The sequence below is a fragment of the Xanthomonas hortorum pv. cynarae genome (assembly GCF_002939985.1).
GTDB classification, from domain to species: Bacteria; Pseudomonadota; Gammaproteobacteria; order Xanthomonadales; family Xanthomonadaceae; genus Xanthomonas; species Xanthomonas hortorum_D.
This window is the reverse complement of sequence record NZ_MDFM01000049.1, coordinates 1-26215: the sequence shown is the minus strand read 5'-3', so window position 1 is coordinate 26215 and position 26215 is coordinate 1. Positions and strand designations below refer to the sequence as shown.

Here is a 26215-nt window from a genome sequence, read left to right as displayed (position 1 = left end):
CTATGCCTGCCTGCACAACACGCAGATGAAGCGCGAGCAGGACAACATGGCACGCTTCCTCACCCTGGCACGCGACTACGGGCGTGCGATCGGCTTCAAAGGCAATTTCCTGATCGAGCCCAAGCCGATGGAGCCGATGAAGCACCAGTACGACTTCGACAGCGCCACGGTGATCGGCTTCCTGCGCCAGCACGGCCTGGACCAGGATTTCAAGCTCAATATCGAAGCCAACCACGCCACGCTCTCAGGCCATAGCTTCGAGCACGACTTGCAGGTGGCTTCCGATGCCGGCCTGCTCGGCAGCATCGACGCCAACCGTGGCAACCCGCAGAACGGCTGGGACACCGACCAGTTCCCGACCGACCTGTACGACACCGTCGGCGCGATGCTGGTGGTGCTGCGGCAGGGCGGGTTGGCACCGGGCGGCTTGAATTTCGATGCCAAGGTGCGCCGCGAATCGTCCGATCCGCAGGATCTGTTCCTGGCGCATATCGGCGGCATGGACGCGTTCGCACGCGGGCTGGAAGTGGCCAACGCGCTGCTGACGTCTTCGCCGTTGGAGCAGTGGCGCGCCGAGCGTTACGCCAGCTTCGACAGCGGCGCCGGTGCGGCGTTTGCCGATGGCACCAGCACGTTGGTGGATGTGGCCCAGCATGCAGCCGGTAATGAACCCAAGCAACTCAGCGGCCGCCAGGAAGCCTACGAGAACCTGATCAATCAGTATCTGACGCGTTGATGTCCCGTGGCCGGCGGCGCACTGCGTCGCCGGCCGATGCCGGCCACCCCCATGGCCGCTCCTTTGCATGCTTCCAGGTGAATCCATGTCCAGTGTCTCCGTAAACGGCGCCCCCGATGCCGGTGAGAACACCCGTTTTATCGTCCTGATCAGTTGCGTAGCCACGATCGGCGGATTTTTGTTCGGTTTCGATAGCGGCGTGATCAACGGCACTGTCGACGGCCTGAAGCAGACCTTCAATTCCAGTGCCGCCGAGACCGGGTTCGAAGTCGCCTCGATGCTGCTGGGTTGCGCCATCGGCGCCTTCTTTGCCGGACGTCTGGCCGACCGCTGGGGCCGCCGCGCGGTCCTGATCATTTCTGCAGCGCTGTTCCTGCTCTCGGCCATTGGCGCCGGTGCCTCGCACAGCTCTGGCTTTTTCATCTTCGCTCGCGTCATGGGCGGCTTTGCGGTGGGCGCGGCCAGCGTCATCTCACCGGCCTACATCGCCGAGGTCGCCTCTGCGCGCTATCGCGGCCGGCTCGCCACCATGCAGCAGATCGCCATCATCAGCGGGCTGTTCTGTGCGTTCCTGAGCAACTATCTGCTGGCCAACGCCGCCGGTGCCTCTACCGAGCCGTTATGGGGCGGGCAGGCCGCGTGGCGCTGGATGTTCTGGATGCAGGCGATTCCCTCGCTGGCGTTCCTGTTGCTGCTGCTGGTCATCCCGGAGAGCCCGCGCTACCTGGTGGTCAAGGGCCGTCGCGAGCAGGCGCTGGTGGTACTGAAGCGCCTGTACGGTAACGCCGCCGCGCAAACCAAGTTGGGCGAAATCTCTGCATCCATGTCGGCCGACCAGCACAAGCCCAAGTTCTCCGACCTGATCAACAAGGCCACCGGCAAGGTGCGCTCCATCGTCTGGATCGGCGTGGGCCTTGCGGTGTTCCAGCAACTGGTCGGCATCAACGTGGTGTTCTACTACGGCGCGGTGTTGTGGCAGGCGGTGGGCTTCTCCGAGCAGGACGCACTGCTGATCAACGTGCTCTCCGGCGGCCTCAGCATCGGCGCCTGCCTGGTCACGGTGATGCTGGTCGACAAGATCGGCCGCAAGCCGCTGCTGTGGATCGGCTCGGTCGGCATGGCGGTGTCGCTGGCCCTGGTCACCTATGCCTTCGCCACCGCCTCGCTGGATGCCACCGGCAAGCTCGCCATGTCCGATGCGATGGGCATGCTCGCGCTGGTGGCCGCCAACGTCTACGTGGTGTTCTTCAACGCCTCCTGGGGTCCGGTGATGTGGGTCATGCTGGGCGAGATGTTCCCCAACCAGATCCGCGGCTCGGGTCTGGCGATTGCTGGTGCGGCGCAGTGGACCTCCAACTTTGCCATCACCGTCAGCTTCCCGATCCTGCTCGGCAGCATTGGTCTCGCCGGTGCGTACGGCATCTACACCGTCGCCGCCTTCATCTCGGTGTTCTTCGTGCTCAAGTACGTCTACGAGACCAAGGGCAAGGAATTGGAGCAGATGGAAGGCTGATTCTGTCTGTTATGCAGATATCGGCATGGAAAACGAAGAAGGCCGCGCATTGCGCGGCCTTCTTCGTTGATGGTCTCGCTTATGTCCAACGGCGAGGCGCCCATGTATAAGTCGCCGCAGCAAGCCAAACCATAGTGCTTCAGCGAAGTTGTTGTGTTGATCGAATCGCGCGTCTGCCCTTCTTCGGTGATAGCGATGATCGAAGCCACCAATCGCCTCAACAACCGCGCTGAATGCTTGTCCATAGATGGAAGCATTGCACCACTAGAGTGCAAAGCGCGACGTCAAACGCACACGATGCGCGTCCAGCTGTGTAGGCTTTATCGCAATGTGTGCGCCACCGCTATACTCGGCCGAGCAGTTCCCTCCAGACTAGGACGCATCGTGGAACCAAGGAGTGGTGGTATGGCAGTAGCTAAAGAGCTTATCAGGGGCATGCTGATCAGCGTGTGCTACTGCTTGGTATTTCTTATTCTCTGGCGCTTGTCCATTGATCAATGGTATCTGCCGGTTGGCTTGCGGGTCGTTACCTTACTGTTTCGACCGTATCGCGAATGGCCGTATCTGTTGCTAGGGGATGCTGCGGCAATGTTGGTCTTGCGTATTCCCCTGGGCGAGCTACAGGGATTCAACCCGCTATGGTCTTACCTGAGTCCGTTCGTGCATGGACCCCTGATTGCCGGCGGCATTTTCCTGCTTCGTTACCATGTTCCTAATATCGTCAAGAGCCAGCATTGGCTTATTCCGGCTGCACTTGCGATAGGGCTTTGGAACGCAGTATGCAGCATGCTTTTGAACGAGATGCTCGGTGGGCCAACGATTTATCCCGTGATTGATCTGCTGCTGCGCTACTGTTCAGGCAGCTATCTCGGAATACTGGTCTTGCTGCTTCCGACAATGTTGTGGACCAATTGGAATGACGGTCCAGTGCATTCCGCCCTGCCAAAGGATTTTGCTATTGCAGTCGTTGTCATCCTTGGGCTGTTCTTCGGATTGGGTATCTCGAGCGACCCATCGATTCGAAACATTTTGATGATCGCGATGCTTGTGCCGATGATCTTGCTGACCTTCAGGCATGGGTGGAGAGGCATTGCATTGGGGGCGCTACTGGCAAGCTTTGGGCTTGAGTTCTCTCTTCCTCGGGTCTATCAAGCCGGATTCTTTGATCAGCATGTTTACAACGTCCAGTTGCTCTACGGAGTCATAACGACGGTTCTCTTTGTCTTTAACGCACGCCTGCGTGAGTTTGCCCGCAATGGGGTTTCGAACCGCGCGAAGGACGACCCGCTTCTATTTGCTCGCGCGAGCTATTCCAGTGCCGAACGTCTGTTGCGCAATCGCGTGCTTGAATATTCTGATATCAATGTGCAGATCAACAGGATGCGCAAAAACGTCATAGCTGATTTGAGGGCGAAAGGACAGCATGCGGTTGCAATGGAGATGACACGGGTTGGTGTGCTTGAGTCGCAGTTATTGCAGCAATATGTAGCCGCACTGTATCCGTTGGAAATCGAGACGCACGGGCTATATCAAGCGTTGCGTTCGCCGGCCCTCGAGCGCTTCTGTCAATCTCAATTTGAGCACGTGTTTCGTGGGAATTGCAAAAATCTGTCGTTAGAGCTACAGCTGAGCGCGTACCGCAGTGTGCTCAACTGTGTCGAGATCTTGCCTTTGGCTAGCAGGCATTTCATCCAGGCGCGTGCGTGGACAGGCAAAGGGGCTAGGGGGGTTGTGGTGCGCGTTATTGCAGACTCTTCGTCAGCTGAGTTGGTTGGGCGCGACTCAAACGATGTTGAAGCCGAACTGGATGCACGATTGAAAGCGCATGGCGGCACGCTGCGCCGCCGCCATGCGTTGGTTGTGACGTTTCTTGTTGCTGAGCCTGATTCCCTGGAGGTCAGGGAGAAACTATCCACCGGTCCCCAGTTGCTTCGCGCCGGGCTAGTACCGTGAAGTTCTTTGTCTTATAGACGAGTCGTGCTTGATCGCGTTGGATTGCGTCAAGTGTTGCCGAATCATTTGAGCGCGTGCTTGCAGAAATCTTGTTAGTTGGAGGCAACACGACGCGCTCCACATCCTTGCCCATTGGCAAGGTCCAGAGGGCGTTGTCCACTCTGGCAACCACCGCACGGACCACGCCGGTTACATCGTTGATCTGTAGATAGGTGACTCCGTCGCGATGCAGTTCATATATGGCAAGAGAGGGGTCAATGGCGAGGTTGGCGGACTTTGGGTTGCTATCGCCAAGTCCTGTCATTGCATGCGCGCCGATTCCGCCAGTTCCACAGCATTGAGCCATCGCCACGCTCGATGCGAAAAGTCCGGCGATTAAACAAAAACCTCTGAGCCCATTATTTACGTTCTTCATGATTTGCCTTCCCCCTGCGTGGGGCAACTCCGCCTGCGATTCAGGCCCCTGTACGTTACGTCCTGACGAAGAAGTTTTGTTGATTGTTTGTCGCAGAAGTATCGAGTAATACCTAACAGGTAAGACATCGACCAGTAGAGCCGATAAGAACGTGTTACTTAGCCTACGGGACTGATGAGCAGCGTTGTAGCGGCCAGCTCAGTCGCTCGGCTCGAGCTCGCTGCCAGCACGCTCAAACCACCCGATCACCTCCTGGTGATGCACCTGGCCCCAGCGACGCACGAACTGCTGGGTATGGTGGTCGCTTGAGTCGCGCAGGCTGGTCAGGCGCTTGGCGATGAAAGGGGGGTCAGTGGTTGGGCGCAATCGACTTCGATGCAGTGGCGCCAGGCGGTGTAGCTGGTGGGGAGGGCGGCGGACATTGGGTGAGCTCCGTTAGACGAGGAAATGAACGTGAAGACGCATGCGAGCACACACGGGCTTGCTTTTGCGCCGCAAATGTTACTTTATAACACTTCATTTCCTTCGCTTAGCCTGGCCTCCGTGTTCTGTTCAATGCCGTTGTGCGTGTGCTCCAAGCCGAGTCGCTCACCAGATCGGAGATGGGGAAGCCGCTTCACCGATAGTCCGAGACGGGCGCCATGAAGCGGCGACAGCTGCTGCAGACCGCCGGCGCGGCGCTGGTGCTGTCGCCGGGCCTGGGCTATGCGCAAGGGGTTCCGGCACTGCGCAGCTGCGGCGTGCAGCAGCACGATGACGGCCTGCGGCTTCGACTCGACTTGAGCGGCCAGGTCGCGTACCGCAGTTTCGGTCTGTCCGATCCCGAGCGCTTGGTCATCGACCTGTCCGGCATCTCGACCCAGCCACCGCGGATCGATCCGTTGCCTGGCGGCCTTGCCGTCGTCGCGATTCGCAGCGGTCCGCAGATGGACGGATTGCGCGTGGTGCTCGATCTGGCGCAGCCGCTGGCAGCGACTGCGCGGTGGGAGGGCAATGCGCTGGTACTGGATCTTGCTGCGGCCTCCGGCGCTGCGTCGTTGTCCGCCGCCGATCGAAGCGATCCGGCCGTCGTAGCGGCGGTGCCCACACGTTCGCGCCTGCACCCCTACGTGGTCGCTATCGACGCCGGCCACGGCGGCAAGGATCCCGGCGCGGTCAGTGCAGATGCGCGCTACGAGAAGCATGTGGCCATGGCGGTCGCGGGGCGATTGCACCAGCGTCTGGCGGCCGATCCGCGTTACCGGCCGACGATGATCCGCAGCGACGATCGCTTCGTGCCGCTGCATGAGCGGGTGTTGATCGCCCATCGCCACAACGCCGATCTGTTCGTCTCCATCCACGCCGATGCTGCACCCAACAGCGAAGCACGCGGTGCCTCGGTGTTCGCGCTGTCGCAGAACGGCGCCAGCTCCGCATTGGCGCGCTGGATCGCCGATAGCGAGAACGCCGCCGACGACATGGGCGATAGCGCGCGCCGCCTACGGGTGCCGAGCAATCCGGTGTTGTCGCAGGTGCTGGCCGATCTGTCGCTGAGCGGCACCATCGCCAGCAGCCTGCAGTTCGGCAGCTTGATGCTCGGCCGTCTGCAGCAGGTGACACGGCTGCATCAGAACCAGGTCGGGCAGGCGGGCTTTGCGGTGTTGAAGTCGCCGGATATCCCGTCGCTGCTGGTGGAAACCGGCTTCATGAGCAATCGCGACGATTGCCGGCGGCTGTGTGGCGATGCGCATCAGGACGAACTTGCGCAGACCTTGCACGCCGGCATCGACGATTACTTTCAGGCATTTCCCGGTCGCGCCTGAGGCGCGATCACTCCCCCTCATTCAACGAGCTTTCGATGTCCGCCACGCTTCCCGATGTTGCCGTTACCGAACTTTCCACCTTGAGCGCGCCGCTGCGTTGGGTGGGTATGCAGGACATCGCCATGCCGGTGCGCCTGGACGAAGCCGAGCCAGGCGGAACTGTGGCCGCGCGCGCCACTGTGCAGGTGGATCTGCCACAGCCCGAGCGCAAGGGCATCCATATGTCGCGATTGTATCGATTGCTCGATCAACACCTGGAGCAGCCATTGTCGCCGGCGATGCTGTCGCATTTGCTGCAGTCCATGATCGACAGCCATGCCGATTGCGGCAGCCGCGCAGCGCGCGCGTCGCTGGCTTTCGAGTTGATGCTGCGGATGCCGGCATTGCTGAGCGAAGGACTGGCCGGTTGGCGCGCGTATCCGGTGCGGATCGATGCGCAATGCAGGGCAGGGCGCAGCCATGTCCGTCTGCAGATCGATGTGCTCTACGCCTCTACATGCCCATGCTCTGCGGCGTTATCGCGCCAGTTGCTGAGCGAGGCGTTCTTGCAGCAACACGCCGGGCGTGAGGCACTGCCGCCGGAAGACGTTGCGCACTGGCTGCAACATCACGGCTCGTACGCCACGCCGCATAGCCAGCGCAGCGTGGCGCAGGTACGCGTGGATCTGATCGCCTGCACGCAGCGGTTCGATATCCGCGAGTTGGTCGCGCTATGCGAACAAGCGTTGGCTACGCCGGTGCAGGCCGCAGTGCGGCGCATCGACGAGCAGGCGTTTGCGCGCTTGAACGGCGCCAACCTGATGTATGTCGAAGACGCTGCGCGGCGTCTGCGCAAGATGCTGGCCGAGCGCTACGCCAACTTCCATGTGGCGGTTCGCCATTTCGAAAGTCTGCATGCCCACGACGCGGTTGCCGAGACCGACAGCGCTGCCGAGGGCTTTCATCCATTTGCCGATTGAGGGATTGCCATGCCGTGCAAGAATTCGCTGCGTTGTGCGCCACGTCCACGCAAACGCGGTGTCGATCTGGCTGCGATGCGTAACGGGCACGTGAGCGCGCGGGCATGTGTCTTGGTCGGTCCGTACGTGGTCATGCGCGCCAACGCGATCGGTACGAATACGCGAGTGCGCCGCTGCTGATCGGCAGCGACGTTGACGAATGTCTGCGGCATGTTCGTAGCACGCCACGTAACGCCTGCAAACGACCTCGACCAATGAACGTCTCAGCGCGGCAGGCTTGCACTCTTTGAAGCGATGGCTTGGGAGCCTCTTACGTTCGGCGTCGAGCTACAGCGACTGCACGATGCAGTGCGGGCCAAGCGCGCCACAACGCAAAAGCCCCGCAATGCGGGGCCCTGGCGTTTTTTCTGCAGCGAGACGGGAGTGGTGCTCCCTAGGGGGCTCGAACCCCTGTTTTAGCCTTGAGAGGGCCACGTCCTAACCATTAGACGAAGGGAGCGTTTTGTCGCGTCCTGTGCAGCGGGCTAGTATAGTGTGGCAACAGCCGTTGGGCAATCCTGCAACACAAAACGGAAACGCCATCATCGAACCCTCAGTTACATCTCCGTTCACGCTGCGCGTCATTCCACGCGATCAGCACACCATCTCGCGCAAGGACATCAGCCCAAACGCGCTGCGCGTGCTGTATCGCCTGCGCGAATCGGGCTTTGGCGCCTACCTGGTCGGCGGCGCGGTCCGTGACCTTTTGGTTGGCGGGCATCCCAAGGATTTCGACGTCGCCACCAGCGCCACGCCGGAAGAAGTCAAAGCGCTGTTCCGCAACTGTCGTTTGATCGGCCGCCGCTTCCGCTTGGCGCATGTGGTGTTCGGCCGCGAGATCATCGAAGTGGCCACGTTCCGCGCCAATGTCGATGACGGCAGCGGCGATCGCGAACTGGATAACGGCCGGCTGGTGCGCGACAACGTCTATGGCAGCATCGAAGACGACGCCATCCGTCGCGACTTCACCTGCAATGCCCTGTACTACGCGATCGAGGATTTTTCGGTGCGCGATTACTGCGGCGGCTTCGAAGACGTGCAGGCACGGCTGATGAAGTTGATCGGCAACCCGGAGCTGCGTTACCAGGAAGATCCGGTGCGGATGCTGCGCGCGGTACGCCTGGCCGCCAAACTCAACTTCGATATCGAAGCCGGCACCGCAGAACCCATTCCGCTCCTGGCCGGGCTGTTGTCCGAAGCCGCGCCGGCGCGCTTGTTCGAAGAAATTCTCAAGCTGTTCCTGTCCGGGCACGGCGTGGCCAGTTTCGAAGGCCTGGAGCGTTACGGTCTGCTCGGCGCGCTGTTTCCCGAAAGTGCCGCAGCCCTGAAATCCAACCGCAGCGGCGTGTTGCGCGCCATGGTGCTGGAAGGTCTGCGCAATACCGATGCACGCGTTGCCAACGACGAGCCGGTATCGCCCGCATTCCTGTTCGCCTTGCTGCTGTGGCCGGCGTTTTGCCGCACCTTGATGGGCTTGCAGGCGCAAGGCGTGCAGCCGGAAGACGCGCAGCGCCGCGCCGCCGACCGGGTCACCTTGCATCAGCTGGAGCGTGTGGCATTGCCGCGCCGTTTCTCGCTGCCGATGCAGGAAATCTGGCTGCTGCAGACGCGCTTTTCCTCGCGTCAGCGCAAGCGCGTGTTCCGCACCTTGTCGCATCCGCGTTTTCGCGCCGCGTTCGATTTTCTGGTGCTGCGCCAGTTTGCTTCGCCGGATCATGCCGCCGACGTGGAGTTCTGGCGCGAGGCGCAGAAGTCCTCCGGCCAGGAGCTGGTCGATGCGATCGAAACCGCGCAGGTCGATCAAGAGGGCGAAGAGGGCGCGCCGCGCAAGCGCCGTCGCCGCCGTCGTCGCACCGGCGCTCCCGCAGGCGAGTAGGGCATGCACACCGCCTTTGTCGGCCTGGGTGCCAACCTGGGCCCGGCCGAGGCCAGCGTCCGCGCTGCCATCGCCGCGCTCGGCGCGTTGCCGCAGTCCACGTTGATTGCGGCCTCGCGCCTGTATCGCACGCCGGCCTGGGGCCGCGAGGACCAGCCCGATTTCATCAACGCCGCAGCGCAGTTGCTTACCACGTTGGCGCCGCTGCAGTTGCTGGATGCCTTGCTCGGGATCGAGCAGGCCTTCGGCCGGCAGCGCCAGGCCGGCGAGCGCTGGGGCCCGCGCACGCTGGACCTGGATCTGCTGCTGTATGCCGATCAGGTGATCGACCTGCCACGCCTGCAGGTGCCGCATCCACATCTGCAGGTGCGCGCCTTCGCCTTGTTGCCGCTGTCCGAGCTGGCTCCGGAGGCGATCATTCCTGGGCATGGAACAGTGCGGCACGCCCTGCAATCGATCCAGGTCAGCGGGCTGGAGCCGATTGGGTAGATAATGGCCGGCTTATCACCCCACGTAATGACTTCATGAGCAGCCATACCGACAGCAAGCCCTGGACCGTGCCCGCCTTGGCGCAGGCCAAGCGCGACGGTCGAAAACTGGTCATGTTGACCGCCTACGACGCCGGCTTTGCGCGCACTTTCGATGTCAATGGCGTGGACCTGATTCTGGTCGGCGATTCGCTGGGCATGGTGGTGCAGGGGCATACCTCCACGCTGCCGGTGACCACCGCCGACATGGTCTATCACACCGCCTCGGTGGCGCGTGCGCTGGAGCGCGCGTTGCTGGTGGCCGATCTGTCGTTCCAGGCCGATGCCACGCCCGAGCGTGCGCTGGACGCGGCCACCCAGCTGCTGCAGGCCGGCGCGGAGATGGTCAAGCTCGAAGGCGCCGGTCACAAGCTCGAGGTCATCCGCTATCTGGTCGAACGCGAGATCCCGGTCTGCGCGCACCTGGGGTTGACCCCGCAATCGGTGCTGCGCTTCGGCGGCTACAAGGTGCAGGGACGCGGCGAAGCTGGCGAGCAGTTGCGTCGCGATGCGCAGGCGGTGGTCGATGCCGGTGCCAGTCTGGTCGTATTGGAATGCGTGCCGACCCCGATCGCCGCGCAGATCAGCGCCGAACTCAGCGTGCCCACCATCGGCATCGGTGCCGGCCCCGGCTGCGATGGCCAGGTACTGGTGATGCACGACATGCTGGGCCTGGACAGCGGCCATCGCCGCCCCAAGTTCGTGAAGGATTTCCTCGCCGAAGGCGGCTCGGTTGCAGGCGCGGTGCGCGCGTATGCGCAAGCCGTGCGCGACGGCAGCTTTCCCGATGCAGAGCACGCGTACGCCGCATGATTCAGACCATTACCGATCTTTCCACACTGCGCGCACTGGTCACCGGCTGGAAGCGTGAGGGCTTGCGCGTGGCGCTGGTGCCGACCATGGGCAACCTGCACGCCGGCCATTATTCACTGGTGATGCTGGCGCGCCAGTACGCCGACCGTGTGGTGTCGAGCGTGTTCGTCAACCCGACCCAGTTCGGCCCGAACGAAGACTTCGCGCGGTACCCGCGCACGCCCGAGTCCGATCTGCGCGGGCTGGAAGACGCCGGCTGCGATGCGCTGTGGCTGCCGGACGTGGACACCATGTATCCGCTGGGCACCGCATTGGCCACGCCGATCCATGCGCCGGGCGTCAGCGATGTGCTGGAAGGCGTGTGCCGGCCGGGGCACTTCGATGGCGTGTGCACCGTGGTTGCGCGTCTGTTCAATCAGGTGCAGCCGGACGTGGCCGCATTCGGCAAGAAGGACTATCAGCAGCTGGCGGTGATCCGGCAGATGGTGGCCGACCTTGCGTTTCCGATCGAGATCCTGGGCGGCAGCATCGTGCGCGAGGCCGATGGCCTGGCGATGAGCTCGCGCAACCAGTACCTGACCGCCGACGAGCGCCCGCAGTCGACGCACATCCGCAAGGTGTTGCTGCAGATGCGCGAGCGCTATGCCGCCGGCACGCCGCGTGCGCAGGTCGAAGACACCGCCACTCAGGCGCTGGAACAGGCCGGTTTCAGCGTCGATTACGCGGTGGTGCGTCTGCCCGACCTCAGCGAGCCGGGCGACAGCAACGCCGGCGCGCGGGTTGCCTTGATCGCTGCACGCCTGGGCAACACCCGGTTGATCGACAACCTGGAATTCTGAGGCCCGCCGCTGCGGCCGGGCTGAAGCCCTCACCACCGACCGCGCTGCAGGCCGGTCGGCGCGGGCGCTTTCCGCTAAAATGCCGGCTTTCCTTTAGCCGTTGCCCGTCATGCACCTGTCCCTGCTGAAAGCCAAGATCCACCGCGCCACCGTCACCCACTCCGAGCTCAATTACGAAGGCTCGATCGCCATCGACGGCCTGCTGCTGGAAGCCACCGGCATCCGCGAGTTCGAACAGGTGCATATCTGGGACGTCACCAACGGTGCGCGTTTCAGCACCTATGCCATCCGTGCCGACGAAGGCAGCGGCATCATCTCGCTCAACGGCGGCGCCGCGCGTCACGTGCAGGTCGGCGATCTGATCATCGTTGCCGCCTTCGCCAGCATGAGCGAAGCCGAAGCCGAGACCTTCAAGCCCAATCTGGTATATGTGAACGCGCACAACGCGATCTCCCACACCAACCACAGCATCCCCACGCAGGCCGCATGACACACACCAACGGATTCGACGCGCTTCACGCCCACGCCCAGCGCCTGCGCGGCGCTGCCATCCCCGCATTGCTTGCCGCCGAGCCGCAACGGCCGACGCAGTACGCCAGGCAAGTCGGTCCGTTGTATTTCAACTTCGCGCGCCAAAAGTACGACCGCGCCGCGCTCGATGCCTTGTTTGCGATTGCGCGCGAGCGTGATCTGGCCGGCGCGTTCCAGCGGTTGTTCCGCGGCGAGCAGGTCAATGTCACCGAACAACGCGCTGCCTTGCATACCGCGTTGCGTGGCGATCTGACCGATGCGCCGGTGGCCTCCGAAGCGTATGCAACCGCTGCCGAAGTGCGTCAGCGCATGGGCGCATTGATCCAGCAGCTGGAAGCCACCGACGTCACCGATATCGTCAGTGTCGGCATCGGTGGCTCCGACCTTGGTCCGCGGCTGGTGGCCGATGCCTTGCGTGCGCCGTCGGGTGCGCGTTTTCGCGTGCATTTCGTCTCCAATGTCGATGGCGCGGCGATGCAGCGCACGCTGACGACGCTGGACCCGGCGCGCACCGCCGGCATCCTGATTTCCAAGACCTTCGGCACCCAGGAGACCTTGCTCAACGGCAGCATCCTGCACGCCTGGTTGGGCGGCAGCGAGCGGCTGTATGCAGTCAGTGCGAATCCCGAGCGCGCCGCCAAGGCGTTCGACATCGCGCAAAGCCGCGTGCTGCCGATGTGGGACTGGGTCGGTGGGCGTTATTCGCTGTGGTCGGCGGTGGGTTTCCCGATCGCATTGGCGATCGGCTTCGAACGTTTCGAGCATTTGCTCGAAGGCGCAGCGCAGTTCGATGCGCATGCGCTCAACACGCCGCTGGAAGAGAACATCGCGGTGCTGCACGGGCTCACTGCCGTGTGGAATCGCAACCTGCTCGGCAGCGCGACGCATGCGGTGATGACCTACGACCAGCGTCTGGCCTTGCTGCCGGCGTATTTGCAGCAGCTGGTGATGGAAAGCCTGGGCAAGCGGGTCAAGCTCGATGGTTCTGCGGTGGATAGCGACACCGTGTCTGTGTGGTGGGGCGGTGCGGGCACCGATGTGCAGCACAGCTTTTTCCAGGCGCTGCACCAGGGCACCAGCGTGGTGCCGGCCGATTTCATCGGTACCGTGCATAACGACGATCCATACGCAGAAAACCATGTCGCGTTGATGGCCAATGTGCTGGCCCAGACCGAGGCGCTGGCCAATGGCCAGGACAGCAGCGATCCGCACCGCAGCTATCCGGGCGGCCGCCCGAGCACGGTGATCCTGCTCGATGCGCTCACTCCGCAATCGCTGGGCGCGCTGATCTCGATGTACGAGCACAGCGTCTACGTGCAGTCGGTGATGTGGGGCATCAACGCGTTCGACCAGTTCGGTGTGGAGCTGGGCAAGCAACTGGCCAGCCAGTTGCTGCCGGCGCTGAAGGGCGAGTCGGCTGATGTGGCAGACCCGGTGACGCGCGAGCTGCTGTCCAAGTTGCGCGGCTGAGTAGTTACGCAGCGGTAGCGTGTTTGACAACGAGGCCTTCGGGCCTCGTTGTCGTTTGGGGGAAGCGGTACGGTGCGCGGGTGCATGCGACCCGCAGTCTGCAGGCCGGCTCTCTGCGCCGGCATAGGCTGGTCTGGCTAAAATGGCCAAATTACCAATAATGGTAAATTTGGGAGTAGGCTGATACCCGTCACTCCTTGCAGGACCGTCCGATGCCACACCCGCAGGATCTGCCCGGCCTGGAAAAATCTCCTGCCGCCGACATCAAGGTCAAGGGCTGGCCCAGCCTGATGCGCAAGGTGCGCACGCATGGCGCGGTGGTCATCACCAACCATAATCATCCCGAGGCGGTGGTGGTGGATGCGGAGGAATACCGGCGCCTGGTGCGTCAGGCGAGCGCGGCCGCCGATGCCTCGACGCGGGCGCAGTCGCTGCAGGCATTGCAGCTGAAGTTCGATGCGCATCTTGCGGCGGTGACCGAAGGCTCACGCCTGGCTGCGGTGATCAGCAAGCCCGCACGCCGGGGCAGGAAGATCATCCTGGGTCCGTCGCTCTAGGTTGTGGGAAATATCCTGGTGCTGGCCGGCGTCAATGGCGCCGGCAAGAGTTCGCTGCTGGGCACATTGCTGCAGGAAGACGGCGCAACCTGGTTCAACCCGGACGCGTTCACCAGGCAACTGGTGGAGCAGGGTTGGGCGCTCGAAGAGGCCAACGCACAAGCCTGGCAGGAAGGCGTGCGGCGGCTACGCCAGGCGATGGCCGATGGCCGCGATTACGCGTTCGAAACCACGCTTGGCGCAACGACCATCCCGCGCCTGCTGCGCGAGGCCTGCGCGCAACACACGGTGGCGGTGTGGTTCTGCGGTTTGTCGACGGTCGAGTTGCATATCGAACGTGTGGCTGCGCGCGTTGCCGCTGGCGGCCATGCCATTGCCGAGCACAAGATCCGCGAGCGTTACGATGCTTCGCGCGCCAACCTGATCGCGCTGCTGCCGCATCTGGTGCTGCTGCATGTCTACGACAACAGCGCGCGCGCCGATGCGGCGGGGCAGGCCGAGCCGCTGCTGGTGCTGGAACTGGACCGAGCCGGCTTGCACTATCCGACGACATTAGAAGCGTTAGCGCAGGTGCCCGACTGGGCAAAGCCCATCGTGATGGCGGCATTGGAGACGCGCCGTGCGTTTTGAGCAGAGCATCCGGGCGGACATGCGCGAGTCGCCTGCCTGATTGAAGATAGGAGTGGCTAATAAAACTGCTTCACACCGGTCTACTGCAGGCCGGCTGATCTGCGGCCTGGCTGCAGGGCCCTTGCGTGCCCACCATCGCGGGACACGCTGCAAGTACGGACTGGTTGAACAATGTAGATAGATCACTTGTAGAGCAGGTGATCTTCAGCCTGGCTGCAGGGCCCTTGCCCGCCCACCATCACGGGACACGCTGCAAGTACGTCCTTGTAAGCTCCTACGCGGCATCCATGCCGCGTAAGGTCCCGCGACGGTGAGCGGGCAAGGACCAATCAAGATGGTCGGTGTGCATGATTTCAACAAAGCAATCGGCTGACTCTCTGGTGCGGTGTCCTCACCGATTGCGGGACCGTGTGGCGGCATGGATGCCGCCACCGAGCCCCCATGGACGGGTTCACGGCGTGTCCCGCGAGCGGTGAGGGCACCGTGCCCTCGCCGCACTCGACTTCTTCGCGTTTGCTGCAGGGCGCTTGCCCGCCGGCCATCGCGGGACACGCTGCAAGTACGTCCCTGTAAGCTCTTACGCGGCATCCATGCCGCGTAAGGTCCCGCGATGGTGGGCGGGCAAGGACCAGTGGAGATGGTCGGTGTGCGTAGCTTTCAACAAAGCAACCAGTACCCTGTCTGGTGCGGTGTCCTCACCGATTNCACGGCGTGTCCCGCGAGCGGTGAGGGCACCGTGCCCTCGCCGCACTCGACTTCTTCGCGTTTGCTGCAGGGCCCTTGCCCGCCCACCCTCGCGGGACACGCCGCAAGTACGTCCGTGTAGGCTCTTACGCGGCATCCATGCCGCGTAAGGTCCCGCGACGGTGGGCGGGCAAGGACCAGTGGAGATGGTCGGTGTGCATGTTTTCAACAAAGCAGCCGACTAACTTTCTGTTGCGGTGTCCTCGCCGATTGCGGGACCGTGTGGCGGCATGGATGCCGCCACCGAGCCCCCATGGACGGGTTCACGGCGTGTCCCGCGAGCGGTGAGGGCATCGCACGCTCGACCGACTCACGCGCCCTCACACAAGCGACCGTCGCGCAGTTGATACAACGGATTAAAAACGATGCTGCTCGCAGCGCTTTGCCGCACTGCGAGCGACCACGCCCTGCGCTTAGGCCTTGCCCAACTTCACCGCGACGGGGTCACCGGTGAGATAGCCCACCGCCGCGCCGAAGCGGTTCTTGTAGTTGGCGCGGATCAGCGGATCCAGCGTGGCCTTGACGGTGTCGTGCAGCGGGCTTTCCCAGTCGCCGGGGTGCTGGAAATTACTCATCACGTAGGTCCAGCCGTGGATCTCGTCGACTGCATGCAGACCGGTGGATTCGGCACCGGCGGGCACCGACAGCACACGCGTCAGCGTGCCGCTGTCCACGTTGTAGGCCCACAGGAAATTGTTGACGTGCAGGCTGCTGTCTTCGCCGATGAACAAGGTGCGCAGGGTTTCGGAGAACTTGAGGTTGTCCGGGTTGGCCAGGCGTTCCGGGTCGGCCAGGTTGCCCAGCGCATCGGCCTTGGCCAGGTCGTGGCCGGTGAGCGCGGCCGGAGCGGCCATGTCGATCGGCACCCAGTCGCTGTGGATCGGCGCGCCGCTGCTGTCGTGGCGGCCGCCACGCAGGTTGAGCGCATACACCGCACCGGAGTCCGGGCCTTCCACTTTTACATCGCCCGAGCCGTCGCGCATGCTGGTGACGATGTAGGACATCGCCATGTAGGCGACCTTGTCGCGGGCATTGACGGTGGTGCCTTCGAGTTTGGTGAAGCCCAGGCTGCCGCCGGCCAATGCCGCGTAGCGATGGGTTTCCAGATACGTTGCGGCTTTCTCCATGCCGGGCTTGATGCGGATCCAGTTGAAGGTGCCGTTGAACGGGATCTTGGTGAAGGAGGCATCGCCCGGGTCGCTCAGATGCACGTCGAGGATGTCGGCGGCGGTGAGGCGATCGGCCAGGGCCTGGATTTCGGCGCTGGTGGCGTGGCCGAGCTTGATCCAGCTCAGCGTGGCGGCGCCCGGGCCGACGCCCGAGGTCTGGTGCCACTTGCCGACGTACAAAGTGCCGGCCGACAGGTCGGCCTTGCGGTCGGCGATGAACATGAACAACCCACCATTGGTGGCGTCGTCGCCCATCAGCACGGTGCGCTGGTCGGGCATCACCTGCACCAGTTCGTGCGAGATGCGGCCCAGGCAATAGTGCTTGCGTACGCTGCCGGTGCCGTCCGGGTGCACGGTGATTTCGGGCAGATGGCCGTAGTGATACGGATTGGCTTTCTCCGGGTCGCCGTACAGATGCGTGCTGTAGCTGCGGAACTGGGTGTTACCGGCCAGCGCGGTGGCGTCGGGCTCGTACTCTTCGCTGGACAGATGGGTATTCCATGGCGATAGGCTGGCGCCGCAGGTGGTCCACAGCCCGTGCACCGGCGCGGTGTCCACGTTGTGGTACTTCACCAGCGACAGCTTGCCGGTGGCCGGGTCCTGATCCAGCGTCAGTACCGCGATCGGTGCGGGCAAATGGCGATTGGTGTCGTTGCCTGCCTGGTCGCGGGTGGTGTATTCGAACTGCACCACCGCGAACACGTGATTGCCTTTGACTCCGGTCACCTTGGCATTTGGCAGGGTCAGCAGCGAAGAGCCGTCCGGGCAATCGGAAAAGAACGGGCGTTCGGCACCGGGTTTGGAGCGGTCGATGATCGGCCGGTGCTGGATGTCGTAATAGCCGCCAGCCAGCACGGTGCCGCCCTTGCCGTCGGGCACCTGGTCGCCGGTGACGAAGAACGGTTGATAGGCCAAGTCGTAGCGCTGCGTGCTGCCGTCGCTACGGGCGATGGTCAGTGCCGAGCCGACCGTGGTGGTGGCCATGGCAGCCGGGTTGGCCAGACTGGGCGCGGGCATGCCATGGAACGTGGCGGACACCAACTGGGTGGGATTTTCCGAGGGCCGTAACGGGCGTGCAGCCAAGGCGGCGCCACCGAGTTGCTGCAGGGCGGCGGCGCTGGCGCTGCCAAGCGGCAGCATCGGGACGGACGCCAGCAGTTGCATGAGGCGGCGGCGGGCGGGATCGGGGGAGGCAGACATCGAAACTCCAGGCAAAGACAACGATCAACGATGGCCTGCGGCGCATCGGCAAGCCGGTCACGCTAGGCCGGCCGTATGACAGTTGTTTGACGACGGGCTCACTCGTTGGCTGGGGTTTGGATGCGCGCATCGCAGCGGACCCGACCACGCTGTATCGATACGGTCCGGCTGCGCATCCCTGACAGCACCGAGTGGTGCGATGCAACAAAGTGCGCGTTTGTCGAATGCCAAGCAGCGCGCCGGATTCGGCGGTTTTCCGTGGTTTGACAGGTGCTGCCGGTATTCCAAGGCTATAGCCGCGGCCAATAAGTTGCCGGCCATTTGGCATACGGGCTGGCGCGGTTGACAGGGTAGGGGAATCACGCAAGCGTACGCCGCCTAATGGCCTGCGGCGTCACGCATCGCCGTGGGGAGAACCACCTGGAGACCTGGATCTTGGACAAGCTGCTTCGTTGTACCGCCGCGCCCGTCGCGCGTCGTGCCCTCTCTCTGGCCACCGCCGCCGCGGTGCTGATGCTGGCTGCCTGCCAAGGCAAGGACACCGCTGCCGAGGCGAGCAAGACCGCACCGGCCGCCGCGCCTGCCGAGGCGTCCACCGCGATCCATCCCGACCAGTGGCCGTCGCCGAAGTGGCCGTTCGCGCAGGACCAGGCGTTGGAGCAGCGCATCACCGATGTGATGGCCAAGATGAGTGTCGAAGAGAAGGTCGCACAGACCATCCAGGGCGACATCGCCAGCATGACCCCGGACGATGTGCGCAAGTACCGCATCGGCTCGGTGCTGGCCGGCGGCAATTCCGATCCGGGCGGCAAGTACAACGCCAGCCCGGCCGAATGGCTGAAGCTGGCCGACGCGTTCTATGAAGCCTCGATGGATACCTCCAAGGGCGGCAACGCGATCCCGATCATCTTCGGCATCGATGCGGTGCACGGCCAGAGCAATATCGTCGGTGCCACGCTGTTTCAGCACAACATCGGTCTGGGCGCCACGCGCAACCCGGAGCTGATCAAGCAGATTGGCGAAGTCACCGCTGCCGAAACCCGCGTCACCGGCATGGAGTGGACCTTCGCGCCCACCGTGGCGGTGCCGCAGGACGACCGCTGGGGTCGCAGCTACGAAGGCTATTCCGAGTCGCCGGAGGTGGTGGCCAGCTTCGCCGGCAAGATGGTCGAAGGCGTGCAGGGCGTGCCGGGCACGCCGCAGTTCCTCGACGGTAGCCACGTGATTTCTTCGGTGAAGCATTTCGTCGGCGACGGCGGCACCACCGACGGCAAGGACCAGGGCGACACCAAGGTGTCCGAAGCCACCATGCGCGACATCCACGCCGCCGGTTATCCGCCGGCGATCGCGGCCGGTGCGCAGACGGTGATGGCCTCGTTCAACAGCTTCAACGGCGAAAAGATGCACGGCAACAAGGTCATGCTGACCGACGTGCTCAAGGGCCGCATGAACTTCGGCGGTTTCGTGGTCGGCGACTGGAATGGCCACGGCCAGGTCAAGGGCTGCACCAACGAAAACTGCCCGGCCTCGTTCATTGCCGGCGTCGACATGGCGATGGCCTCCGACAGCTGGAAGGGCATCTACGACACCGAACTGGCGGCGGTGAAGTCGGGTCAGATCTCGACCGAGCGCCTGGACGATGCGGTGCGCCGGATCCTGCGCGTCAAGCTGCGTCTGGGCCTGTTCGAAGCCGGCAAGCCGTCCAAGCGCCCGCTCGGCGGCAAGTACGAATTGCTGGGCGCGCCGGAACATCGTGCGATCGCCCGTCAGGCAGTGCGCGAGTCGCTGGTGCTGTTGAAGAACCAGGCCGGCATCCTGCCGCTGGACCCGAAAAAGCGCGTGCTGGTGCTGGGCGATGGCGCTAACGACATGGGCAAGCAGTCCGGCGGTTGGACGCTGAACTGGCAGGGCACCGGCACCAAGCGCAGCGACTACCCCAATGGCAACACTATCTGGGAAGGCCTGGACAAGCAGATCAAGGCGGCCGGCGGCAAGGCCGAGCTGGCAGTCGACGGCGCGTACAAAACCAAGCCGGACGTGGCGGTGGTGGTGTTCGGTGAGAACCCTTACGCCGAGTTCCAGGGCGACATCGCCACCTTGCTGTACAAGCCGGGCGACGAGAGCGAACTGGCACTGATCAAGAAGCTCAAAGCCGAAGGCATCCCGGTGGTGGCAGTGTTCCTGAGCGGGCGTCCGCTATGGATGAACCAGTACATCAACGCGGCCGATGCCTTCGTCGCTGCCTGGTTGCCGGGTTCGGAAGGCGAGGGCATTGCCGACGTGCTGCTGCGCAAGGCCGATGGCACGGTACAACACGACTTCAAGGGCAAGCTGAGCTTCTCCTGGCCCAAGACGGCGGTGCAGTTCGCCAACAACGTTGGGCAGAAGGATTACGACCCGCAGTTCAAGTTCGGCTTTGGCCTGAGCTACGCCGACAAGGGTGATCTGGCCGCGTTGCCTGAAGACTCCGGTGTGTCTGGCGAGCAGTCGGTGGGCGGGGTGTATTTCGTGCGCGGCAAGCCGGCGCTGGGCATTGCGATGCAGCTGTCCAATGCCGGCCAGGCCAACATGCCGGCGACCACGCTGCCGGTGGGTCTGTCCGATGGCAGCCTGAAGATGACCGCGGTCGATCACAAGGCGCAGGAAGATGCACGGCGTCTGGTCTGGTCCGGTGCCAAGGCCTCCAGCGTGTTGCTGGTGTCCGGCAAGCCGGTCGATGTCTCGCGTGAGAGCAACGGCGATGTGCAGTTGCAGCTGACCGTGCGCCGCGACAGCGCGGTGACTGCGCCGGTGTGGCTGGGCGTGGGCTGCGGCGACAAGTGCGGCGGCCGTGTCGATGCGCAGAAGACCCTGGCCGCGCTGCCGCAAGGCCAGTGGAAGGTGGTCGGCGTGCCGTTGAAGTGCTTCGCAGTGGCCGGTGCCGATGTGACCAAGCTGACTCAGGTCGCCAGCATCGAAAGCGCTGCGGCGCTGGACCTGTCGGTGTCGAAGATCGCGCTGGGCGCGCTCAACGAAGCCGAAGTCACGCTCGACTGCCCGGTCAAGTAAGCAGCACTCCCGCGCACGCTTGCGGGGGTGTCCAGGTAATCAAACAACACACGCGTCGCCGGCCCCGGCGATGTGTTACAGCGGCCACCCTCACCGGTGGTGTCATCAGCCGCCGCGGGACGCGCGCGTCGATCGGCCTGGAAGGTCTGCAGCTGCGGTTCGCCGCGCTGCCGTCATGCACACGGTGCGGGCGGCGGCAGTCTGCAGACCTGTCCGGTCCACGACGCACACCCCAGAGCCAGACAGGAGAGTGCAGTGGGTTTGGCGACGTTGGATATCGTAATTGTGCTGGTCTATCTGACCGGCATCTTCGTGCTCGCGCAGTGGGTTTCGCGCGAGAAGGCAGGCCACACCAAAAGCGCCGAGGATTACTTCCTGGCGAGCAAGTCGTTGCCGTGGTGGGCGATCGGCGCCTCGCTGATTGCCGCGAACATTTCGGCCGAGCAGATCATCGGCATGGCCGGTTCCGGCTATGCGATCGGTCTGGCGATCGCCTCCTACGAATGGATGGCGGCGCTGACGTTGTTGATCGTCGGCAAGTTCTTTCTGCCGATCTTCCTGCGCAACGGCATCTACACCATGCCGCAGTTCCTGGAACAGCGGTACGGCAAGTGGATCCGCACGCTGATGGCGGTGTTCTGGCTGCTGCTGTACGTGTTCGTCAATCTCACCTCGATCCTGTGGCTGGGGTCGATCGCGGTCAGCCAGGTCACCGGTATGGACCAGACCCTGGCGCTGACCTTGATCGGCGTGTTCGCGCTGGTGTATCAGTTGTACGGCGGTCTGAAAGCAGTCGCCTTGACCGACATCGTGCAGGTCACGCTGCTGGTGCTGGGCGGCCTGCTGGTGGCGGGCCTGACCCTGGCGCGCATCGGCGATGGTGCCGGCGTGCTGGCCGGCTTCAAGCAACTGTGGAGTGCGCACCCCGAGCACTTCCACATGATCCTGAGCAAGGACAACCCGTTCTACAAAGATTTGCCCGGCCTGAGCGTGCTGCTCGGCGGTCTGTGGGTGATGAACATCAGTTACTGGGGTTTCAACCAGTACATCATCCAGCGCGCGCTGGCGGCCAAGAACATCGGTGAGGCGCAGAAGGGCATGGTGTTCGCGGCGTTCCTGAAGCTGCTGATGCCGTTGGTGATCGTGGTGCCGGGCATCGCCGCAGTGGTGCTGGCGCCGGATCTGGCCAAGCCCGATCAGGCCTATCCGACCATGATGCAGCTGTTGCCGACCGGCATCCTGGGCCTGGTGTTCGCCGCGCTGGTGGCGGCGATCGTGGCCTCGCTGGCCTCGAAGATCAATTCGGTGGCGACGATCTTCACCCTGGATTTCTACGCCAAGTTCCGCCCGCAGACCGAGCAGAAGCAGTTGGTGCGCGTGGGCCGTATCGTGGCCATCGTGGCGGTGGTGATCGGCATCCTCACCGCGCGGCCGTTGCTGGGCAACTTCGATCAGGGCTTCCAGTTCATCCAGGAATTCACCGGCTTCTTTACCCCCGGCGTGGTGGTGATCTTCATGCTCGGCCTGTTCTGGAAGCGCGCCAACGAAGCTGGCGCATTGACCGCGGCGATCGGTTCGGTGGTGCTGTCGTTCGCGCTCAAGTTCGCCTGGCCGGAACTGCCGTTCATGGACCGCATCGGCGTGGTGTTCGTGGCGGCACTGGTGCTGGCGGTGCTGGTGTCGCTGATGACCGCGCCCACCCAGGCGCGCGATCTGATCCGTACCGACGATGTGGCCTACGGCACCACGCTGGGCTTCAAGATTGGTGCGATCGGGGTGGTGGTGATTCTGATCGCGCTGTACGCGGTGTTCTGGTAATCGCCAACGCAACCGGTTGACATCGGTTGTTGCACGCGGCGCGGCACGCAGGTGTCGCGCCGCAGTGCTTTGGACGTTGCGGTTTATACGCGACGCAACGATTACACCCGCGCCGCCGCCAGGCTCGCGGCGAGCAGATTGACCGGGGCTTCAAATTGCGCATGCCACGGCGTCTGCAGCCAGGTTTCCAACGCGGCGGCCGGCATTGGCTTGGCGATCCAGTAACCCTGGCCTTCGTCGCAGCCCCAGGCGCGCAACTGCGCATACGCCTCGGCCGACTCGATGCCTTCGGCGACCACGCGCTGGCCCAGGCTGTGGCCGAGCTGGATCATCGCCGGCACCAGGGTGCGGTCGGTACGGCTGTCCGGCAGCGAGCGGACGAAGGATTGATCGATCTTCAACGAGCTGGCCGGCAACTGCTTGAGATAGCTGAAATTGCTGTAGCCGGTGCCGAAGTCGTCGATGGCGATATGCACGCCCAGCGCCGCGATGGCCGCCAGTTGCTCGGCCAGATGCTCCGGGTGGCGGATCATCGCGCTTTCGGTGAATTCGATTTCCAGCCGGCGCGGGTCCAGCTTGTGGCGCTCCAATCCACGCTTGAGCAGGCCGGCAAAACCGGGCCGGTCCAGATCGGCGGCCGACACGTTCAAGGCCAGATTGAAGTCCAGGCCTTGTTGTTGCCAGCGCGCGGCCTGGGCGATGCCGTTGTCGATGACCCAGGCGGTGATACGGTTGATCAGCGCAGTCTTCTCGGCCATCGGCACGAAGTCGGACGGCATCACCGGGCCGATCATCGGGTGCTGCCAGCGCAGCAGCGCTTCCACCGCCACGCAGCGGTGATCGTGCAGATCCACGCGCGGTTGATAGTGCAGACGCAACTGGCTGGCGCTGTCCAGCGCTGCGGGCAAGGCCGCGAGCAAGCGGAAGGTATTGCGCTGGGCCACATCGTGCTTGCGCTCGTACATGCTCCACGGCAAGGAGCGCTCACGTGAGACATCCACCGCGGTGGTGAGCGAGCGGATGGTATCGGCGGCGCCATAGCTGGTCTGCAGCGCAACCGCGCCGATCGAGGCCACGGCCGTATGCGGAATACCCTGATGTTCCAGCGGTTCGGCGAAGGCCTTGGAGACCTTGATGCACAGCGTGGACAAGCGTTGCGTTTCGGCCTGCGCTAGAAAGCCGAAGGTGGTCGGGTCCAGGCGATACAACGCGGTGCTGGCTGGCAGATAGGCAGCCAGACGACGTTGCGCCAGGGCCACATAGCCGTCGGCGTAATCCCAGCCCAGCGCCTTGACCATGTCGCGGAAGTAATCGTTGCCGCAGATGTCCACCGCCACCGCGGTGGTCGCCGGTGCGCCTTCGCGTTGCGAGAGCCAGGCATCCAGGTCCTCGCCAAAGCGCGATCGATTGGGCAGACCGGTCGGGCCATCCCGATAAGTGGTGCTACGCAGGTTTTCCACCCGCAGCACGGCCAGGTCGCGCAGGCCTTCCAACTGGGCGATGGTCGCTGCGTCCAGACCTGGGCGCGGGCTGGTGTCGATCACGCACAAGGTGCCGATGCTGTGGCCGTCGAGCAGTTTCAGCGGTGCCCCTGCGTAGAAGCGGATGAACGGCGGGCCCAGCACCAGCGGGTTGTCGCAGAAGCGCCGATCCAGCTGCGCGTCGGGTACCACCATCACCTCGTCGGCGCGGATCGCATGGGCGCAGAACGCCTGGTCGCGCGGGGTTTCCTGCGCCTCCAGACCAATACGCGCCTTGAACCACTGGCGGTGCTCGTCCACCAGCGAGACCAGCGCGATTTCAGCACCCAGACTGCGTGCGGCCATCGCGGCGATGGTCTCGAACATCGGGTCCGGTGGCGAGTCCAGCAGGCACAAGCCACGCAGGACGGCCAGCCGGGTCGACTCATCGGCCATCGGCGAAAGCAGGGATTCGGCAGAAGCGAGCGTGGATTTCATGTGTTCGTATCGGCCTGAAGCGTGATCCCTTGATCAGGGGCGACTGGCTTTGTTCAGTTGATTGCGGTCAGTGCTGTCGGCAGGCGGCATGCCATGTGCTGTCGCTGGCCGGGTCGATGCAATCGCGCGGTGTTTACCGCGACTCGCAGCGTCGGTGATTGGTCTGACTCGGGCGACATTCCTGATCTGCAAAGTCTGTCGCACAAGCGGCGACGGAATGCCTCCAGACCGCTAAACATTGCCGGCCTACGGCCGATCACTGGCTGTACGCGGATTTGTAGAGCCAGCGACAAGCCCGATTTATTTCAGCGCGTCGCTGCTTCTGTGATCTGGGTTGCCTTCACCGCTGTCGGGAGTTGACACAGTGTTCATGCGAGCTGTGGGTTCTGCCGTCGCGGTTACGACGTCCCTGCCTGGAAACCGATCGTGAAATCATTGCAGTCTTTCGCTCAACGCATGCTCCTGATCACCGCCGGTCTGGCGCTCTCGTCTGCCGCGCATGCGGGATTGTCGGTCTCGGGCACGCAGTTGCGTGAGTCCAACGGCAACGCGCTGGTGTTGCGCGGGGTCAATCTGCCGCATGCCTGGTACACAAGCCGTACCGATGCAGCCTTGGTGGCCATCGCCGCGACCGGCGCCAACAGCGTGCGGGTGGTGCTCAGCTCCGGCTACCGCTGGAACCGCACACCGGAGGCCGAGGTGGCGCGCATCATCGCGCGTTGCAAGAGCCTGGGCCTGATCGCGGTGCTGGAAGTGCACGACACCACCGGCTATGGCGAAGACGGCGCGGCGGCGGGTCTGGCCCATGCCACCGCTTACTGGACCAGCATCCGCAAGGCGCTGATCGGTAACGAAGACCACGTGATCATCAATATCGGCAATGAGCCGTTCGGCAATCGCTTGAGCGCGAGCGAATGGGTCAATGGCCATGCCACCGCGATCGCTGCGTTACGCAAGAGCGGTCTGACCCACGCGCTGATGGTGGATGCGCCGAACTGGGGGCAGGACTGGCAGTTCTACATGCGCGACAACGCCGCTGCACTGCTGGCGCGCGACAGCAAGCGCAATGTGATCTTCAGCGTGCACATGTACGAGGTGTTTGGCAGCGATGCGACGGTCAACAATTATCTGCGTGCCTTCCGCGATAAAAAGCTGACGCTGGTGATCGGCGAGTTCGGTGGAGACCATCGCGGCGCCAACGTGGACGAAGCGTCGATCATGCGGCGCGCACGCGAGTACAGCGTCGGCTACATGGGGTGGTCGTGGTCGGGCAACGACAGCAGCACCAAATCGCTGGACATTGCAGTTGGCTGGAATGCCGCACGCCTCAGCACCTGGGGAACCAGATTGCTCCTGGGCGCCGATGGGATTGCGGCGACTTCGCGCAGGGCTAGCGTGTTCGGCCCGCGTTGAGAGGTCAGACCCCGTCGGCGCGCGTCGGCGGTCTTTTGAATCGGTATTGCGTCTTAGGCTAGTTGTAGAGCGGCTGGTGTTTGGTTTTGCTGCAGGGCCCTTGCCCGCCCACCATCGCGGGACACGCCGCAAGTACGTCCTTGTAGCAACTGTGTTGTTGGAGGGGCTTTGGCCACTCCGTAAGCCGGGCACGGTGGTGCCGGCT

Annotated in this window: 19 protein-coding genes, 1 tRNA gene and 1 pseudogene; 16 read left to right on the top strand and 5 right to left on the bottom strand. The window is 63.6% G+C overall.

Annotation, left to right across the window (positions count from 1 at the left end; translation table 11 throughout):
- From XcyCFBP4188_RS21275 to XcyCFBP4188_RS21265, 3 genes are all read left to right on the top strand, one after another.
- The coding region (locus tag XcyCFBP4188_RS21275) for an apurinic/apyrimidinic endonuclease family protein (protein ID WP_487410577.1) at positions 1 to 736 on the top strand (736 nt) is incomplete at its 5' end.
- A gap of 85 nt (positions 737 to 821) precedes the next feature.
- The gene (locus tag XcyCFBP4188_RS21270; protein WP_046933753.1) at positions 822 to 2249 is read left to right on the top strand and encodes a sugar porter family MFS transporter; all 1428 of its coding nucleotides are present in this window, start codon (positions 822 to 824) and stop codon (positions 2247 to 2249) included.
- A 405-nt stretch (positions 2250 to 2654) separates the two neighbouring features.
- Positions 2655 to 4202, top strand: a complete 1548-nt coding sequence (locus tag XcyCFBP4188_RS21265; RefSeq protein WP_095574660.1) for an MASE1 domain-containing protein — start codon at positions 2655 to 2657, stop codon at positions 4200 to 4202.
- Here XcyCFBP4188_RS21265 and XcyCFBP4188_RS21260 read toward each other — a convergent pair.
- Both XcyCFBP4188_RS21260 and XcyCFBP4188_RS21255 read right to left on the bottom strand, forming a co-directional pair.
- Positions 4147 to 4617 (bottom strand): hypothetical protein, encoded by a 471-nt coding sequence (locus XcyCFBP4188_RS21260; RefSeq protein WP_043910424.1) that lies wholly within the window; start codon positions 4615 to 4617, stop codon positions 4147 to 4149. The genes XcyCFBP4188_RS21265 and XcyCFBP4188_RS21260 overlap by 56 nt on opposite strands.
- Positions 4618 to 4815: 198 nt before the next feature.
- Positions 4816 to 5039: pseudogene (locus tag XcyCFBP4188_RS21255) on the bottom strand (hypothetical protein).
- Between the two features lie 219 nt (positions 5040 to 5258).
- Here XcyCFBP4188_RS21255 and XcyCFBP4188_RS21250 point away from each other — a divergent pair.
- Together XcyCFBP4188_RS21250 and folE2 are read left to right on the top strand one after the other, a co-directional pair.
- On the top strand, positions 5259 to 6419 hold the full coding sequence (locus XcyCFBP4188_RS21250) for an N-acetylmuramoyl-L-alanine amidase (protein ID WP_104592810.1): 1161 nt from the start codon (positions 5259 to 5261) through the stop codon (positions 6417 to 6419).
- A 35-nt stretch (positions 6420 to 6454) separates the two neighbouring features.
- Positions 6455 to 7378: a GTP cyclohydrolase FolE2 gene (gene folE2 / locus XcyCFBP4188_RS21245; protein WP_006452306.1), complete on the top strand. Its 924-nt coding sequence runs from the start codon at positions 6455 to 6457 to the stop codon at positions 7376 to 7378.
- Between the two features lie 424 nt (positions 7379 to 7802).
- On the opposite strand, the gene XcyCFBP4188_RS21240 is transcribed toward folE2, so the two are convergent.
- Positions 7803 to 7877, bottom strand: a tRNA-Glu gene (locus tag XcyCFBP4188_RS21240).
- Positions 7878 to 7925: 48 nt separating this feature from the next.
- Between XcyCFBP4188_RS21240 and pcnB the strand changes: the two genes are divergently transcribed.
- From pcnB to XcyCFBP4188_RS21200, 8 genes are all read left to right on the top strand, one after another.
- The gene (gene pcnB, locus XcyCFBP4188_RS21235; RefSeq protein WP_104592813.1) at positions 7926 to 9293 is read left to right on the top strand and encodes a polynucleotide adenylyltransferase PcnB; all 1368 of its coding nucleotides are present in this window, start codon (positions 7926 to 7928) and stop codon (positions 9291 to 9293) included.
- 3 nt (positions 9294 to 9296) lie between these two features.
- Positions 9297 to 9782, top strand: coding sequence for a 2-amino-4-hydroxy-6-hydroxymethyldihydropteridine diphosphokinase (gene folK / locus XcyCFBP4188_RS21230; protein ID WP_006452309.1), 486 nt, complete (start codon positions 9297 to 9299; stop codon positions 9780 to 9782).
- Positions 9783 to 9817: 35 nt separating this feature from the next.
- Positions 9818 to 10633 carry a 3-methyl-2-oxobutanoate hydroxymethyltransferase gene (gene panB / locus XcyCFBP4188_RS21225; protein WP_006452310.1) on the top strand — a complete coding sequence of 272 codons (816 nt, stop codon included), beginning with the start codon at positions 9818 to 9820 and terminating at the stop codon, positions 10631 to 10633.
- Complete coding sequence (gene panC, locus XcyCFBP4188_RS21220; RefSeq protein ID WP_006452311.1) at positions 10630 to 11472, top strand: pantoate--beta-alanine ligase; 843 nt, start codon at positions 10630 to 10632, stop codon at positions 11470 to 11472. The genes panB and panC overlap by 4 nt, the downstream gene beginning before the upstream one ends.
- A 109-nt stretch (positions 11473 to 11581) precedes the next feature.
- On the top strand, positions 11582 to 11962 hold the full coding sequence (gene panD / locus XcyCFBP4188_RS21215; protein ID WP_074057625.1) for an aspartate 1-decarboxylase: 381 nt from the start codon (positions 11582 to 11584) through the stop codon (positions 11960 to 11962).
- Positions 11959 to 13473, top strand: coding sequence for a glucose-6-phosphate isomerase (pgi, locus tag XcyCFBP4188_RS21210; protein WP_006452313.1), 1515 nt, complete (start codon positions 11959 to 11961; stop codon positions 13471 to 13473). Before panD ends, pgi begins: the two co-directional genes overlap by 4 nt.
- A 212-nt stretch (positions 13474 to 13685) precedes the next feature.
- Positions 13686 to 14030, top strand: coding sequence for a type II toxin-antitoxin system prevent-host-death family antitoxin (locus XcyCFBP4188_RS21205; protein WP_006452314.1), 345 nt, complete (start codon positions 13686 to 13688; stop codon positions 14028 to 14030).
- Positions 14031 to 14033: 3 nt separating this feature from the next.
- Positions 14034 to 14660 (top strand): ATPase, encoded by a 627-nt coding sequence (locus XcyCFBP4188_RS21200; protein ID WP_006452315.1) that lies wholly within the window; start codon positions 14034 to 14036, stop codon positions 14658 to 14660.
- Between the two features lie 1157 nt (positions 14661 to 15817).
- Here XcyCFBP4188_RS21200 and XcyCFBP4188_RS21185 read toward each other — a convergent pair.
- On the bottom strand, positions 15818 to 17773 hold the full coding sequence (locus tag XcyCFBP4188_RS21185) for a PhoX family protein (RefSeq protein ID WP_043909791.1): 1956 nt from the start codon (positions 17771 to 17773) through the stop codon (positions 15818 to 15820).
- Between the two features lie 435 nt (positions 17774 to 18208).
- Between XcyCFBP4188_RS21185 and XcyCFBP4188_RS21180 the strand changes: the two genes are divergently transcribed.
- Together XcyCFBP4188_RS21180 and XcyCFBP4188_RS21170 are read left to right on the top strand one after the other, a co-directional pair.
- Positions 18209 to 20821, top strand: a complete 2613-nt coding sequence (locus XcyCFBP4188_RS21180; protein ID WP_104592812.1) for a glycoside hydrolase family 3 protein — start codon at positions 18209 to 18211, stop codon at positions 20819 to 20821.
- 255 nt (positions 20822 to 21076) lie between these two features.
- Complete coding sequence (locus XcyCFBP4188_RS21170) at positions 21077 to 22639, top strand: sodium/sugar symporter (RefSeq protein WP_023904700.1); 1563 nt, start codon at positions 21077 to 21079, stop codon at positions 22637 to 22639.
- A 101-nt stretch (positions 22640 to 22740) separates the two neighbouring features.
- Here XcyCFBP4188_RS21170 and XcyCFBP4188_RS21165 read toward each other — a convergent pair whose 3' ends face one another.
- Positions 22741 to 24597, bottom strand: coding sequence for a putative bifunctional diguanylate cyclase/phosphodiesterase (locus XcyCFBP4188_RS21165; protein WP_174705868.1), 1857 nt, complete (start codon positions 24595 to 24597; stop codon positions 22741 to 22743).
- Positions 24598 to 25023: 426 nt separating this feature from the next.
- Between XcyCFBP4188_RS21165 and XcyCFBP4188_RS21160 the strand changes: the two genes are divergently transcribed.
- Complete coding sequence (locus tag XcyCFBP4188_RS21160; RefSeq protein ID WP_043909789.1) at positions 25024 to 26010, top strand: glycoside hydrolase family 5 protein; 987 nt, start codon at positions 25024 to 25026, stop codon at positions 26008 to 26010.
- Positions 26011 to 26215: the final 205 nt, after the last annotated feature.

What these genes read in the sequence shown, in the direction of transcription:
- XcyCFBP4188_RS21270 (WP_046933753.1), top strand. Translation starts at nt 822, where the DNA reads ATGTCCAGTGTCTCCGTAAACGGCGCCCCCGATGCCGGTGAGAACACC.
- XcyCFBP4188_RS21265 (WP_095574660.1), top strand. Translation starts at nt 2,655, where the DNA reads ATGGCAGTAGCTAAAGAGCTTATCAGGGGCATGCTGATCAGCGTGTGC.
- XcyCFBP4188_RS21260 (WP_043910424.1), bottom strand. Translation starts at nt 4,617, where the DNA reads ATGAAGAACGTAAATAATGGGCTCAGAGGTTTTTGTTTAATCGCCGGA.
- XcyCFBP4188_RS21250 (WP_104592810.1), top strand. Translation starts at nt 5,259, where the DNA reads ATGAAGCGGCGACAGCTGCTGCAGACCGCCGGCGCGGCGCTGGTGCTG.
- folE2 (WP_006452306.1), top strand. Translation starts at nt 6,455, where the DNA reads ATGTCCGCCACGCTTCCCGATGTTGCCGTTACCGAACTTTCCACCTTG.
- folK (WP_006452309.1), top strand. Translation starts at nt 9,297, where the DNA reads ATGCACACCGCCTTTGTCGGCCTGGGTGCCAACCTGGGCCCGGCCGAG.
- panB (WP_006452310.1), top strand. Translation starts at nt 9,818, where the DNA reads ATGAGCAGCCATACCGACAGCAAGCCCTGGACCGTGCCCGCCTTGGCG.
- panC (WP_006452311.1), top strand. Translation starts at nt 10,630, where the DNA reads ATGATTCAGACCATTACCGATCTTTCCACACTGCGCGCACTGGTCACC.
- panD (WP_074057625.1), top strand. Translation starts at nt 11,582, where the DNA reads ATGCACCTGTCCCTGCTGAAAGCCAAGATCCACCGCGCCACCGTCACC.
- pgi (WP_006452313.1), top strand. Translation starts at nt 11,959, where the DNA reads ATGACACACACCAACGGATTCGACGCGCTTCACGCCCACGCCCAGCGC.
- XcyCFBP4188_RS21205 (WP_006452314.1), top strand. Translation starts at nt 13,686, where the DNA reads ATGCCACACCCGCAGGATCTGCCCGGCCTGGAAAAATCTCCTGCCGCC.
- XcyCFBP4188_RS21185 (WP_043909791.1), bottom strand. Translation starts at nt 17,773, where the DNA reads ATGTCTGCCTCCCCCGATCCCGCCCGCCGCCGCCTCATGCAACTGCTG.
- XcyCFBP4188_RS21165 (WP_174705868.1), bottom strand. Translation starts at nt 24,597, where the DNA reads ATGAAATCCACGCTCGCTTCTGCCGAATCCCTGCTTTCGCCGATGGCC.